Source organism: Melioribacteraceae bacterium (assembly GCA_035362835.1).
Taxonomy (GTDB): Bacteria; Bacteroidota; Ignavibacteria; order Ignavibacteriales; family Melioribacteraceae; genus DSXH01.
On sequence record DAOSDY010000001.1, the window covers coordinates 450,710 to 466,276 of the forward strand.

At 36.9% G+C, this 15,567-nt stretch carries 11 protein-coding genes; all 11 read right to left on the reverse strand.

All coding sequences use genetic code 11. The features are described from left to right. Positions 1-14: 14 nt before the first annotated feature. Positions 15-3,656: a SpoIIE family protein phosphatase gene (locus PLZ15_02000; GenBank protein ID HOI28505.1), complete on the reverse strand. Its 3,642-nt coding sequence runs from the start codon at positions 3,654-3,656 to the stop codon at positions 15-17. 159 nt (positions 3,657-3,815) lie between these two features. Beyond that, a complete protein-coding gene (locus PLZ15_02005; protein HOI28506.1) occupies positions 3,816-5,429 on the reverse strand; it encodes a PP2C family protein-serine/threonine phosphatase in 1,614 nt (537 codons plus the stop codon). A 29-nt stretch (positions 5,430-5,458) separates the two neighbouring features. Beyond that, a complete protein-coding gene (locus PLZ15_02010; protein ID HOI28507.1) occupies positions 5,459-5,815 on the reverse strand; it encodes an STAS domain-containing protein in 357 nt (118 codons plus the stop codon). A 10-nt stretch (positions 5,816-5,825) separates the two neighbouring features. Continuing rightward, on the reverse strand, positions 5,826-6,242 hold the full coding sequence (locus PLZ15_02015; protein HOI28508.1) for an ATP-binding protein: 417 nt from the start codon (positions 6,240-6,242) through the stop codon (positions 5,826-5,828). Positions 6,243-6,820: 578 nt separating this feature from the next. Beyond that, complete coding sequence (locus PLZ15_02020) at positions 6,821-7,783, reverse strand: alpha/beta hydrolase (protein ID HOI28509.1); 963 nt, start codon at positions 7,781-7,783, stop codon at positions 6,821-6,823. 146 nt (positions 7,784-7,929) lie between these two features. Continuing rightward, positions 7,930-8,385 carry a hypothetical protein gene (locus tag PLZ15_02025; protein ID HOI28510.1) on the reverse strand — a complete coding sequence of 152 codons (456 nt, stop codon included), beginning with the start codon at positions 8,383-8,385 and terminating at the stop codon, positions 7,930-7,932. A gap of 119 nt (positions 8,386-8,504) precedes the next feature. Next, positions 8,505-9,980: a Gfo/Idh/MocA family oxidoreductase gene (locus tag PLZ15_02030; protein ID HOI28511.1), complete on the reverse strand. Its 1,476-nt coding sequence runs from the start codon at positions 9,978-9,980 to the stop codon at positions 8,505-8,507. A 95-nt stretch (positions 9,981-10,075) separates the two neighbouring features. Continuing rightward, positions 10,076-11,362, reverse strand: a complete 1,287-nt coding sequence (locus tag PLZ15_02035) for a hypothetical protein (GenBank protein ID HOI28512.1) — start codon at positions 11,360-11,362, stop codon at positions 10,076-10,078. A 39-nt stretch (positions 11,363-11,401) separates the two neighbouring features. Then, on the reverse strand, positions 11,402-12,721 hold the full coding sequence (locus PLZ15_02040; protein HOI28513.1) for an oligogalacturonate lyase family protein: 1,320 nt from the start codon (positions 12,719-12,721) through the stop codon (positions 11,402-11,404). Positions 12,722-12,799: 78 nt separating this feature from the next. After that, on the reverse strand, positions 12,800-14,182 hold the full coding sequence (locus PLZ15_02045; protein HOI28514.1) for a hypothetical protein: 1,383 nt from the start codon (positions 14,180-14,182) through the stop codon (positions 12,800-12,802). Positions 14,183-14,202: 20 nt separating this feature from the next. Next, a complete protein-coding gene (locus PLZ15_02050) occupies positions 14,203-15,564 on the reverse strand; it encodes a hypothetical protein (protein ID HOI28515.1) in 1,362 nt (453 codons plus the stop codon). Positions 15,565-15,567 lie beyond the last annotated feature (3 nt).

Sequence of the window (15,567 nt, forward strand, 5' to 3'; positions counted from 1 at the left end):
TTCGATAAAATATTTTATTTTACTTTAATTACCACAAATGTTACATCATCTTCAGGTTCTTTGTCGTTAGTCCATTTCTTACCTTCGTTTTTCAAATAATTAACAATTTCTTCAGGTTCCTGCTGAGCAATTTCCTCGAAGCTATTCCTTGCCCTTTTATACCCGAGGATTTCATGATTATCATTTTTCAGCTCAGCAAAACCGTCACTCATCAATAACAATGTATCGCCTCTTTCAATCTTTAATTCCTTAATATCATATTCTATCCCTTTCATAGCTCCTAAAGGCATATTGTTTATAACAACTTCTTCGATAGTCTGAGAATATTTTCTGAAAATAATTAAAGGCGGCATTCCGGCATTGGTAGTTAAAATCCGGTCAGATTTTATCTGAATGCATGTTAATGCCATCATCAATCTTCCGAGCTGCATATCTTTAAGTGCATTGCTAGTATTTTCAAAGAACGGTTTTAATTCCATGTTTGTCCGGTCCGACATAAAAAGTGATTTCATAATTGAAACCATCATACCCGACATCATACCGTGTCCTGTAGCATCCCCAAGTATTACCGTTAGAGTTCCGTCTGCATGAACATTAAAGTCATAATAGTCGCCTCCCACTTCCGTAGCGGTTTTCATATAAACAGCAATGTCGAGATGCGGCAATTGAGGCAGTTCTTTGGGAAGCATTGAGTACTGCAGGTTACGAGCTTCTTCTAATTCTTTTGTCTTTCTGGCATTCTCAGCTTCAAGTAATTTCTTGTTTTCTCTTTCCCTTCTTCTATCCAGCTCATACTTTCTAACTCCGCCTAAAATCCCTACAAACCCGATTAAATAGACGCCATAAGCCCACCATGTTAACCACCATGGCGGATTAATAGCAAAAGAATAATAATCTTCATTCGTTTTCATACCGTTTGATGTTGTTGACCTCACTCTGAACCTGTAATCACCCGGCGGGAGATTCTGATATTCAACAAAAGGGAGATTAGAGGGACGCGACCATTCTTTATCATATCCTTCTAAAAGATGCTCATAGGTGGTTTGTCTGGGATCTCTATAATTTAATGCGGCATAATTAAATACAAATGAATTCTGAAAGTGACTATGCTCTGAAGGATAGTTATAAAAATAATACTGCTTATTAACTACAACAGAAGATATTCTCAATGGATAGGATTTGTTTTCACCCTTATTAATATAAAGACCTACACCGTTATAATATTGAACAAGGTTTCCGTTTCCATCCATTATGCTTCCATAAGGACCTCCGGTAACTACATTTTCATCATCATAATAAGTTTGAAATTTATCTCCTCTAATCTGAAGAGTTCCGGATGGGAATTGAAAGAATACATTCCCCTGATGGTCGACAACCGGATTAGAAATGTTAGTTGAAGGGAGGCCTTCTTTCTTAGTATAGAAGTTCAGGTTTGTACCGTCAAAAATAACCAGACCCCTGTTTCTGAGCCGGATATACAACCGGTCGCTGGATTGAATATCAGTTTTAGTGCCGGCTACACTTGCGCCTTTTAAAATTCTAAAATCAGCAGTAGTGCTAATGCTATCGCTTAGATCGATGAATTTCTTCCCATTAAAAACAAAGAAACCGCCGCTCGTTAGGAAGTAGATGTCATTCTTCAGTTTACCTACATAATGGAGCTGTTCTTTCGGAACATTCCAGCTCTGTGGGGGATTCTTCCAGGATTTGCCATCATAGATCATAATTTTAGAAGGCACGGAAGTAAGGTCTTTAACATTATCCGAAAACAAACCGATAAACCAGAGTCTCTTCTGATCATCTTCCCTAAGTTCAAAGAGTTGATGTTTTTTAAGATTATCATCGTCCGTAAACGGAGAATCAATCTCAATAAATTTTTCCCCGTCAAATTTACCTAAATAGAAATCGGCACTATTTAAATCCTTTGATTCGGGTCTTACATAATTCTGCCAGGCATAGATTTCACCTTGATTGGTTTCCAATAAGGAAGTTGAATTGTAAAGTTTACGTTTATCAGATAAGACATTATTGAATTTAAATATCCAATCGTTATCGCTATTTTTGATTTCACGTGCCATTGCAATCCCCCTGGACGTAGCGATCCATACTCTCATCTTACTATCCTGGTACGTGTCGAATGTTATATTACTTGGCAGACCCTCTTTTTCTGTATAGGTTATAAGTTTTTTGCCATCCCAAATATTAATTCCTGTATTAAAAGATTGAGCATACGCAGGCAGCACCGAGTAAGAATATGAGATCCAAACAATTCCGTTTCTATCTGTATAAAAAGAGGGAATCCCTCCGCTTAATTGAAGTAATCCATCCTTTGTTGTAAGCATTCTGGAATAATTTGGATAGTAAACTCCAAAACCTTTTGTGGTCCCCATTAATAAACCATCAATTGTTTCATTAAACGGGAAAGCAGTAAATGAATCATACTTCTGCCATTTGCCGTTTTCGTATTTATACAATTGATTATAATATTTGGAACTCTGAACCTGACCTTCCTGCGTAGTCTGAAAGACCAGTAACTCCGGGAAGAACTGATTCTTTTTTGTGAAGAGTACTGAAGTATAACGCAAATCACTGATGCTCTTACCGGTTTTAATATCTGTAATATTATTTATGTTTTCAATAATGTTCGATGGAACCCATTGCCCATTTGCATATTCATATATTGATTTGTTTCTTGAATTAAAAATTTCGTATGTGGTTGACGCGGTTGTCATGAATAATTTGTCAAGCGGTTTACTATAATAAACCTGCAAAGGAAAGAGATCCTTGCCAAGGTTATCAATAAAATCGGTATACTGATGGAATTTCGTTCCATCATACATCAATACTCCGGCGGTATTTTTGGCTATGGTTCTTGATGCTAATATTCCAGAAAACGCGAGCCAGGTATTTCCGTCTTTATCAATTGCAGAAGAAAAATTATCGGGCAGGATTATAGGATTTTGCAGCCTAATTCCAACTGATTCATCAATTTTCTTAAACACCCCGTTGTTATAAAGCGCTACATAAGAGCCTTCAGCGGTTTGAGTATTTCTTCCGCTCGATACAAATATTAATGTGTTATAAGGTGTTTCAATAAAATTGATTGAATTGTCAAGTGGATAATTTGTTGAATCATAAACGAAAAAATTACCGTTTTCAAATTTTGTTAATCCTCCGTTAAATTTTTTGTCGATAAACGGAGTGCTTGAACCGATCCAGATTGTTCCTTTACTATCGGACTTAATAAAACTTATAACCTTTCCCGGTGAACCGTTAATTTTAAAACCATCCTTTTCCGAGTATGTCTTAAACACATTTCCGTCAAATGTTATAAACTTCTGCGTTGATGCAAAATAGAGAATGTTTTTAGTTGAATCGTAATACATGTTCTGCATGGAGGGCAGGTCAAATTCTTTACCTACCTCATCAAACTCATAACCGTTAAAACGGTATGTGCCTTCAACTCCTGAAAGCCAGATGTAACCATCTTTAGTTTGAACTATATTGGCAATATTTGTGGTGGGCAATCCTTCTTTGTTTGTATACTCAACAATATCGGAATTTGCTTCTGTCTTTTGTCTCTGTTGAGGTAATATTGTTGTAGCTGAAAACAGAAACAAACTGACCAGAATTATTCTAAAAAGAGAAGATGACATCAAGCCCTCCAATAAATGATTTGATATGGGATTTTTTATCTAATCAAAATCCCAGTTCAACAATCTTATAAGATAGAATCCATGTTCGGACAAAACTGTCAAGAAACTTACAGCATTCATTATTATTCTATATTAAGTCTGATTTATTGTTAAAAATTTTTACTTTCGGATTAGGTATAGAGCCGTAATGTCATCACTTTGCGGAGTATCTTTAGTAAATCCACGAAGATCAGAAACAAGATTATTAATAAAAAGGGATGCGTCTAAGAAACAATTTTCAACACAGAACTTTTCGAGCCGGGCATCCGAGAATTCCTCTTCATTTTCATTCATTGCTTCCGGAATTCCATCGGTGAACAGCAAAATCCTCTCCCCTTTTTCCAGTATAACTTTTTCACTCTTGAATGGAAGACCTAAATCAAACATCCCGAATGCAACGCCCCCGGCGTCTATTTTTTTTAATACTTTATCCTTCTTTAAAATCAGCGAAGGGTTGTGTCCCGCATTAATGACATTGATTTCTCCCGTTTCGGGATCAAGTAAGGAGATAAAACAGGTAATAAACTTATCAGAAGGAGTTGACCGGTAGATCAGTTTATTAATTTTAACGGCGAGTTCATCAAGAGGAATATTCATTTCAAGATAGGCGTGAAGAGAAGCACTTAAAGTACTTACAAGAAGTGATGCCGGCACTCCTTTTCCCGTTACGTCTGCAATTATTAACGCAATCTTTCCGTTGCTAAGCATCCTGCAGTCATAATAGTCTCCGCCCACTTCTTTGGAAGGGATATTAATTCCGGCAATATCGTATCCTTCTATGGCGGGAAGGGTTTCCGGAATAATTTTCTTCTGAATATCTGATGCAACCGACAATTCCTTTTTAAGCATTTCGTTTTCAAGGGCTTCTTTATGAAGCTCTCTGTTCTCAACAGCGCCGTAAACCTGACGGGCAAATGCAGATAATAATATTTTATCTGTTTCATCAAACTTCGTAAATCCGTTTCTGCTTTCCTTATCAATTAGAATAACAGTATAAGTAAGACCCCTGTATTCAACTACTGTTTCTATCTTATCTTCGGATTTCAATGCTTCGGCAACATCTATGCTATTCGGAATTTTCAAAGTAGAAACATTTCTATTGTCCAGATCAATTTTTATTAAACCCTTGGAGGCATTAGTAAGTGCAACAGCTCTTTCAAGAGCCAGCTCCAGCAGCATAGTATTGTTTTCAAGTTTGGATATTTCAATACCTGTATCAACAAGACTGTTTAACTGAAGAACTTTATGATTAAGTGAAAAAATAAGGCTCTTCTCTTTTAAGTGTGAAAGATAAGATTCGTAAGCGGTACAGAGCAGCCTTGCAAAAATCTGAAGTGTAATTGAATCAAGTGTGCTGAAACCGGTCCTGTCGATTTTATTTCCTATTATTAAACCGAAGCTGGAGTTGTTACTGCATCTAATTGTTGAATAGACTTTATATTCTTTATCATTTTCAATATTAATGTGAAATGAATCGATGGAAACCAGGTATTCATTGAAGGGAATACTTTTAGCATTTGTAATAAAAACAGTTTCCCATGCAGCGCTTTTATCTTTTTTGTGAAAGAGATTTATATCAGTAACAAGAAGATTACCTCTTAGAAGATGAACGAAATGCGCACCGATCTCTTCAAGGTTTTTTGCTTCCGCAAGAATTCCGAATCCTTCCTGAAAAGAACCTACCTGATAAATCAGTTTATCTATAAACTGGCTGCTGAACGCTCCTTCATTCATTAAAGAGACTCCTGAGACCTTACCGAATATTACTGTTTAGTATCAATGAGTTTAACACCATCTTCAACAGTATCAGCTTTCAAAGCATACTGAAAGAGCCCCATGATTGTAAATGTTTTATCAATTGATGAATCGAGATTGGTAAAAACAAGCTTCCCTTTTGAATCATTTAATTTCTCAATAACCTCAATAAGGAAAGAGATGCCGATGGAATTAATAACTTTGGAGTCGGCTAAATTCATAACATAATTATTTATTCCTTTGCTGTAATGATTATTAAATTCTTCAATAATTTTTTGTCCCCCAAGATTATTAATATAACCGGAAGTAGTAATAACCGTACATTGATTTTTCACTTCCGAAGTCAATTTAAATTCAGAAACCATTTATTTATCCTCACACTAAATTTTTAATAATTGTTATTTTTGTTCCGTGGTCATTTGATTCAATAAGGAAATCATCGGACATGGATTTCATCAGTTTTAAACCCCATCCTCTTTTATTACTACTATGGAGTTTGGAATCGATGTCCGGATTAGCAACTTCAGAGGGTTTAAATCCCTTTCCAAAATCTGTGACAAGTATAATCAGTTTTTCTTTTGTCATTGTAAATTCAACATCCACATAGGGATTGTTTGAACCGGAGTGTTCGAGACCGTTAATAATTGCTTCAGTGACAATTATTCTTGCTTCTCCAATTTTTTCATCAGAGATGCCAAGATGTCTTCCCATTCTTTCAAGACCTTCCAACGCAACAAGTTCTATATCATTAACCCGTGGAAGTTTGATTTCCAGTTTGATATTGTTATCCATATTGTTCGCTCATTATGATTATAATTTAAAGTTGACAGGTTCATTAAATATGGCGATGAAGTTAGTTATTTTTGACAATATATCCTCTTTAATATTTTTTTTATTCGTGAAGTAGAGCATCCTTTTGTCGTATTATATTTTTATTAGAAGATGAACAAAATAAAGTTAGTGGATTGAAAAAAGTAAATTGGGATAGAATAATTACAGAATTAAAACATTGCTTCATCGATTCTGTTTTGCCCGCGAAAGTTATATGTCTGTTGCTCCAAAGAGGGGGTCGGCGGCAATTAAAAATTCTTACGCCACAATAGAATTCTCAAAATGAATTATGAAAAAGGACAGCTTTAGAAATTTCTTTATTATTATTTTCAGAACTTGTCTGCATCATAGCCCTATCAATTATTAAGCAGACTCACAGTTACCAACTGTAAGTTATGAAAATCAGTTAAATCTTCTGACGTGAACTTAGTACCTGATAAAGATACGGCATTGTCTATATGCGTTTCGACATTGTTGGTCAAACAGGACGAGTTACAGACTGTAAGAAAATCGAATATTCTATTCAATATAATACAGCTTTATTTACCTTTTAATGTTTTATCAAGAAATCGAATCATGTATTCCATTGTTTTGTCGAACCATGGATGAAAAAGCCAGAAAGGGTGAGGAGTGCCTTCAATAGTGTGCACTTCTGAATAATTGTTATAAAATTTAAATTTTTCGATTGCATAATCTCTGCCGGCATGATATTTCGGCAGCGAACTGTTGATAAAGCAGAAAGGCGGCGTCTTTGAATTGATATAATTTATTGGAGAAGCTTCAATCCACGGAAATGGATTTTCTTCGTATGAACAGCCGAACCATAGTTTACTCCCGGAAGGTTTTGCCGGGTCCTTATCCTTGTTGCTTTCAGCCGGATTGGTAAAATCCATTGTTCCGTCTACGACAATCACTGCCTGAACTGCTGTAGAAAATCCCATATTGCCGGATAAGCCTTCGAATTTTTCCAAATTGCCGGTAGTACCCAAAAAGGCAGCTAGTTGACCTCCAGCCGAGCAGCCGGAAACGGCAATTTTATCGATGTCGATATTATATTTCTCAGCATTTGCTTTCAGAAATCTGATTGCGGCTTTAATATCGTGAACAGCAGCCGGATACAATGCTTCAGCTGAAAGTCTGTATTCCACAGTTGCTGAAACATACCCATGGGAAGCAAGATATTGGGCAGTTGGCCATTCCATGCTTTTATCTCCGCTTCGCCAACCTCCCCCATGAATTATTAGAACTGCGGGATGCATTTCATTACTGACCGGGCTGAAAATATCCATTTGCATTTCCCTGGTGCCGTAAGAAGCGTAGACAACATTAGTAAAAAACTGAACGCCTTCCGGAATCTCGGATTTTACCGTTTCCGCATATGGATATGCTTTTTTTATTTTAGTTGTTGTCGACCTGATGTTGAATGAAGTATCTCGCGGTATTACATTCTGTTGAGCATGAATGATTATTGGGAACAATAGAACTAAAACTATCTTTTTCATAAGACCTATCTGCAGTTGTGAAAAAAAGTAACAGAGATAAAAATAAAACATTATATAATTCAAAGAATACAATACTTGGTGGTTAACACTACTGCACTACAAATCGCACAACAGGGCACTTAAATAATGTACTAAAGTTGTAATAATCATCTATTTTTTTGCACCACCCACTCACACCATTCTTTTACAATTGATTCACCAACTTGCTTGAATTTCCAGACATCTCCTGATTCAATTGCTTTAATAAGTTTTTTTCTGTTAATACCTTTTTCAACCGTCCCAAGGTTATTTCTGCACGCCAGTAAAAACGCACGATTACTCATTCCCTTAGCAGTTGGATTCTTTTTATTTTTTAAGGATTTCTCATATAATTGAAATGCTTCTGGCGTATTCAAACTACTTCCAGCCTTTTCTTTTTTACGTTTAGAATTATCTTTTTTGATATTATTATTCTGATAATCATTGTAAAGTTTATAAATCTTTTCTTTTGTAACTGGGCTAAGATCTGAATTATCTGTAAACGCTTTTCGAACTGTCGTAATACTATAATTCAGATTGTTAGCTAAATATTGTTTTGCGGTAAAATCTATTTTGTCATCCATTATAACCTCGCAAGAAACTGGCATTTTATGTTAATTTTTCCAATCTCATTCCCGCTGGAAAAAAAATTCAAGTTTTCTTCCCCTATTTGCCTCATTTGGGGGTATTCACGATTCCGCACTTATAAATTTTTATTTGGCATTCCCAGTATTTCATTTTTCGATGGCATCGGAGTATAATCCGGCCGTTTTAAATTCTTAACCAAATCATCAATTAATATTTGCCGGCCATCCTTTATGGACTTGTTTGCAGCAATTCCGGTGAGGCATGAATAAGCCCCGGCTCTATAATCTGCTGCTCTCAGATATTTATCTTTAATATCACCCGAACCGAAAAGATCTTCAAGAAGGACTTTGTCTCCTCCGCCATGGCTTCCTTCACCTTCCCATACTTTAAGATCTCTATAATTTCCGCGAAGGGGATAAACCCTAATAGTTGTACCTCCGGGTTTTGTTTCACCGGGCAGATTTGCATCACCGAAGAAATAGACCTTCTCTTCTATTTTGTGTTCTAATCTTCCTTTAGTTCCATTAAAAACAATGTAGTAACCTTCCCACGAATTGAAGGAATTTAAGGAATAGCTCATTGTAACATTGTTATCATAACTAACAACGACATTCATAGTATCCTCTATATCGATTTCCGGTCTAAAGACACAACGATCTCTGAAATATCCATCGTACTTTTCATTATCCAGATACAACTTTTTTAATCTTTCATTTTTATCGAAACTCAACTCAAAGGCGCAAGTCGATTTTTCGGGGCATGTATAGCATCTTTCATAATAATTTTTTAAACCCATTCTTTTGGCGGTTTCAGGAGTATAAAACTCTTTTTTACCATTGGCATAAACTTTTACAGGAGTTGCAGAAAGCCACCAGTTCACAAGATCAAAGTGGTGAGTAGCTTTATGAACCATTAGTCCGCCTGAATATTTTTTCTGACCATGCCAGCGGCGATAATAATCGGCTCCGTGATGAGTATTAAGCATCCAGTGAAAATCGACTGAAAGTAAATCACCAACAGCACCAGACATCAGCAAATCTTTAACCTGAGTTCTTGGAGGTGAGTATCGATAATTAAAAGTGACAATAACTTTTTTACCAGTTCTATTCTGCGCATCTATTATCTGCTGGCATTTAATTTCATCGGTGGTCATCGGCTTTTCTGTTATAACATCGCATCCAAGTTCCATAGCGCGGATTATGTAGAGATGATGAGTTGCATCAACAGTTGTTACAATCACTACTTCCGGTTTATTTTCTTTAATCATTTTATCGAATTCATCGGCCAGATAGATTGGAATAGTTTTGCCGGTCATTTTCTTTGCATAATCCTGATAAAACTTTAACCTGCCTTCATTTACATCGCACATTCCCACTATTTCAGAGGTTTCTTTATATGTTTTATAGACAGCATCCTGGTACATAAGTGTACGGTGTCCAACACCTACAATTGCATATCTTTTTTTAGTGCTGTTAAAGGAAGAAGTCTTTCCAATAATTGAGTTAGGGATAAATAAGCCGGCACCAAGAATAGCAGATGATTTAATGAAGTTTCGCCGGTTTAATTCCATTCCGGATTTTTTTGATTCCATATTATCCTCCGTTAGAGAAGTGAGAACTGAATTATTTCTATTTATTTAAGCAATTATTATCGTACAAAGAACAATCGAACAGCTAGATTTCAAAATCAATCGAGGTTTTCTTTAATACTGACTATGAATAATTGTCTGGTACCATCTTCTACAACTCCCGGTACTAAGAGGGCATCGCTTGTTCTATTCCATCTTGGTGCAGGATCCACCCTCAAATCACCATTATTATCTTCCATCGTTGGCATCTTAGGAGTCCGGACATGAAGCATATCCGAGCGCCTGAAAACCACATAAATATTTTCTCCATCTTTATCGTTTTTGAGACTGACGGCTAACCATTTTCCGTCGGGTGATAACGAAGTATCACCTCCTGTTTTAGGAAGTATTTCGGGAGTTCCTATTTTACCGACGATCTTCTTTTCCGGAATACTATAAATTATCTGATCCTTACCATGGCTTCCGATTATGCAGTCGTTTTCTATCCATTCGGGATGTCCTCCGTAATATGGATGAGCTGTTAATTCAGAACCGTCCGGTTTTATTGTAAATGGATTGTTAACAGTTTTTTCGCGTGTTATGTAGCCTGCTCTTAAATAGAAGTAGATTAAGTCATCTTCCCTATTCCATAAAGTATGATTGATAAATAGCTCATCTTTAGCCGCAGCGGGCACTTGATTTTTTAATGCTTCTGAAAGCTGCTTAAATGAAACCAGCAGTTTTTTTCCACCGGTATTCACATTAATTAAAAATACTCCGTCATTATCCGGAGCTTGAATTCCAGTTGTCCAATCGAAAGCGCCGGGATATCCTGTTACAGTACGAAGACGTGCGAGTCTGCCGTAATTTATGCCGAGAAAATAGCCTCCGTTCTGGGCGACGCCGGAATTACCAACCGGAGTATCATCAAACTTAAATTCTCTTATCCTTTTCCTTTTCTCAATATCATATAGAACCGCAAAGACGTGATTATTACTGGTGTCCCTGTCATTGAAAAAGAACTGAGTTTCCGGCGCTTCGGGATTCCAATAGAGCATTGTCCCCTGCTGAAAATTCCATGCATATGTCCTGTCAACTGGAATAAGTTTATAGTTGTCTTTGGTATCGATAAGATTAATTACTGCCGCATCAGTCGGTGCCGGCATATGATCCCGGAACGGGACTTCAAGTGAAACGATGTATCTTCCGGATTTATTCCACGGGATTGTCTGAACATGTCCGATATATCCGAAGAAATGGTTTTGTGGACCAAAAGTAATCTGTTCCACGTTTGCACTTAATTGTTGTGCAGAGACTTGTGTTATAATCGGAATGATAGTAATCAGAATAATAAAAAATATTTTAACCTGACAAAATCTATCATAAGCCTTTCCCATTTTTTTCATATTAATTACCCTTATCATTGATAGAATATTTGCTGTATATCATTTCTTTTCTATTAAGACATAAACATTGCCGTTACCGTCACCGTCCGCGTTGAATATAACGTTATTCGTTCCAGCAATGAAGGTATTATGGACATCTCTGTTTTCTGTCCCCGGAAAAGTTGCTCCATGCACAAACATTCTTTCAGCAACAAATTTTCCGTCTTCAATTCTCCAGAACTTGAGACAAGGATCTATAGGAGAACCGGTACCTACAAAAATTGTTGAATTATAATTGGCGCTCATATCATTATCTTGAACTTTTTCAAATTCATAATTCTTATCCTCATTGATATCATAATAACCGAACCAGTATTTGGGATTCTTACCTTTAAGTTTTTTCAAATAACAGGCTTTGGAACCATCGGGCGACCAGAACGGGTGCGAAACCCCTTCCCCTTCTCCCTTAGCTTCGATAATTTTTTTATCCACTTTTTCATCGAGCGACATGTAGTAGAATCTCTTGTTATCCTCTATTTCCTTCCTTACATAAATTACACCGGGGACTTTACCTGAAGTACTCAAATTGACATGACTCAACTGCTGTCCTGGTCTGGTGATTTCTTTAACGACATTTCCGTCAATATCAACAAATATCATTTTGCTTACTTCAACATTCCCCTTTTCGCCTTTAATTGCTGTTATTGCAATAATACTTCCGTCTGCATTTGCCGTAAGTGAATTACCGACTTTGAAACCTTCAGGCATTCTGTAGAATTCTTTGTCTTCAAAAGTTTTCAAATTTACTTTATGAAGAATTGCGTTCTTCTTATCGTAATAAATGATTTCATTCCTCTTTACGGCACAGATGTCTCCATGCCCGTCATCCTTAATGGTATTCGGGAAATCTGTTACCTGTGTTATTTCTCCATTGTCCAGATTGCAATAAAAGATATTCCAGGTGCCCGTTCTGTTAGAAACAAATGCTACGGCATTGAGATCAGGGTAATATGAATCTGTTGTCAAATAAAATTTTGAATCCTCCGCAGGACTAGTAGTTAGCTGCAATACTTTGAAATTAGGATTCAGAGCTGGGAATTCTTTCCATTCCGGCGGATATTTTTTCCCAACAAATCCTTTCTCATATTTTACGGGCGGATTCATAGCAATAAGCTCTTCAATGGTTTTTTTGCCGGCGGATTTCTTTGCCTTTTTCTGCTCCAGGTTTTCTACTTTTTCTGTTTTCGACTTTTTTTCTTTTTTCTGAATCTTTTGATCAATATTCTCCTGATCACGAGTTACCGGTTTTATGTTAACTGAAGTAATAAAAACCAAAATCAGTATCATCGAAAAGGCGGATATCAGTTTATTATTTAACATTTCTTCTCCTGAATTTTTTAAGAATAAAACCACTCTATTTTGTTTAATTGATTAATAACCAAATCAAAGAGATTCTTATCAAAGCTTTACCGAATATGGTTTACTGGTAAGACCAGAATATTCTTTTGTCACAATGTTGTATCCGGTGACATCAGGATTATATTCAGTTACCAATTTTGTTCCGGTTAGATCAACCGACCCGATTAATTCTGCTTTCCCATTTTTATGAATGCTGTAAACTATACATTCTTTCAGCTCAACCTTATCCGGATTCTGCCATTCAATAATCATTTTATCCGATTCCCTTTTTGCAGAAGCGTTCTTCACACTTTCTGGAAGTTTAACGAGCGATACGAATACATGGGGATGATCCATTCCAAATTTGCTCGAATTATATATTACTTTAGTTGCATCCGGTGAAAGTTGAGGATGCGGATGCCCCGCGGAATATTTATCCCCCTCCCTGTCATCGAATTCACTTTCATGCTCAACTATGTTCCTAATTTCTCCTGTCTCATAATTAACAACACATATCCAGCCTGGATATAAACTTTTCTTTTTGTTCTCGGGATCTTTTTCTACATCAGTTACAATATATTTTCCATCCGGCGACCAACTGAGATGATGATTAGTTAGCTGCGGAAATGACTTTACTACCGTTCCATTAGTATCGAGAACAAGCAGGCCCCTTGACCCGTTGTAAGTTCCGTAAAAGCAAAAGTTATTTCCGCCAAGCCGCCAGTTAGGACTTGTTGAAGCGCCCTGGTAAACCTGACGTTTTTGCTTGGTTTGGGGATCTACAAGCCACGATGTTTTAGGTAAGAGTAGTTTACCGGACCGGTTCACAAACACAGTAAGATCTGGCGATGTAGTAAAACGTACGCGGTGAAGCGGTACGTCCATCGGAATTTTTATGCTTTCTCCTTTACTGAGGGAATAAATTTCCATTACCGAATTTGCCTGGTCTTTCGGCGCAAGAAGAAGATGATCACCATCAGGATGAGTCGGAGAAATTTCGGTAATATAATTTTCAGTAGTATAGATTATTTTATCTTCTCCCGATTCCACATTGAATTGATGTACCCGTGTAATATCCTTTTTATATGTTAGAAAATAAAGTATGGCGGGTTTCTTCTTATCCCATTCAAGTTTACCTTTCGGCTGCTCAGGGAATTTTATGAGAGTCGGTGTTGAGTTTAGGTTAGTGCTTATATAAAATTTCCCTTTCCTCCCCATGAATAGAGCTTTTGAGCCGTTGCAGTTATAAACAGGAATATCTGTATACTGATGGTTCGCAAAGTCCAGTCCTTTGGAGATCTGCCATGTTTTGCCTACATATAGCGAATCCTCCTGCTGGGCAATCGCTGCACTATTAATAAGCAGTACTGAAAGGAATGTCGAAAGCAATGAGCTGAATATTCCCGAGATACTTTTTTTACGATAAGGGTTACTGATGTTCATTTGATTTCCTTTATATATGATCAAAGTTTTATTAAACATGGTTTACTGGCCAGACCAGAATACTCTTTCGTTACAATGTTGTATCCGGTGACATCAGGATTATATTCTGTTACCAATTTTGTGCCGGGTAAATTAACCGACCCGGTTAATTCTATTTTCCCATTTTTATGAATACTATAAACAATAGATTCCTTCAGTTCAGCGCTCTCCGGTATCTGCCATTCAATAATTACTTTTTGCGCTTCCCTTTTTGCTACAGCACTCTTAACACTCTCGGGATGTTTTACAAATGAAACAAATACCTGCGGATGATCGATTCCGAGTTTTGTAGAATTGTAAATTACTTTGGTCCCATCCGGTGAGAGTTGGGCTTTAGGGTAACCCGCATCATATTTTTCACCGTCGGTATTTTCGTACTTAGTTCCGTGGCGTACTATTTTATTAATTTCACCAGTATCATAGTTAAGAATACATATCCATCCGGAATATTTGCTTTTCCGTTTGTTTGCTGGATCATCTTCTACATCAGTAACAATATATTTCCCATCGGGCGACCAGCTGAGGAGGTGGCCAATAATTTCAGGAAATGATTTTACCACAGATCCGGTCGTATCAATTACCAGCAGCGCGCGTCCTCCGTTAAATTCCCCACGGCAGCAAAAAAGTTCGCCGCCAATTCTCCAATTCGGACTGCCCGAAGATCCGCTGTAAATCTCCTTTTTTGTTTTAGTAAGGGGATCAACAAGCCAGGAAGTTTTTATCTTGTTAAGTTTAGAAGAACGATTAACAAACACAGAAAGTTTATTCTGGGATTTAGTAAACCTCACACGATGAAGCGGAACGTCCATGGGAATTTTAATACTCACATCAGTTTTAAGAGAATAGATTTCCATTACAGACTCGCTCTGATCCTTAGGAGCCAGCAATAAATGTTCTCCATCGGGATGAGCCGGCGCTATTTCCGATATGAAATTAACGGTGGAATAAATCTCTCTCTCTTCGCCTGTTGTCAGATTTAGTAAGTTTATTACTGAGTTAGAATTTTTGCTACTCAGGTAATAGAGAAGATCCGGGTTTTTGCTATCCCACTGAACTCTGCCTTTGGGTTTATTTTTGAATTCAATTTTTACAGGAGACGAATCCAGACTTTTTGAATAATAATAGTTTCCTTTATCATCCATAATAAGCGCCAGAGATCCATTACTATTATAAACCGGAATGTCGGTATACTGATGATTGGCAAATTCCAGTCCTTTTGATATTTGCCAAGTTTTTCCCACATATAGAGAATCATCACTCTGAGAAAATACTGTCGCATTAAAGACAAAATGCAGCATTAGAGTGACGAGTAACCCGCACGCATACTTAGTACATTTTTTCATGTA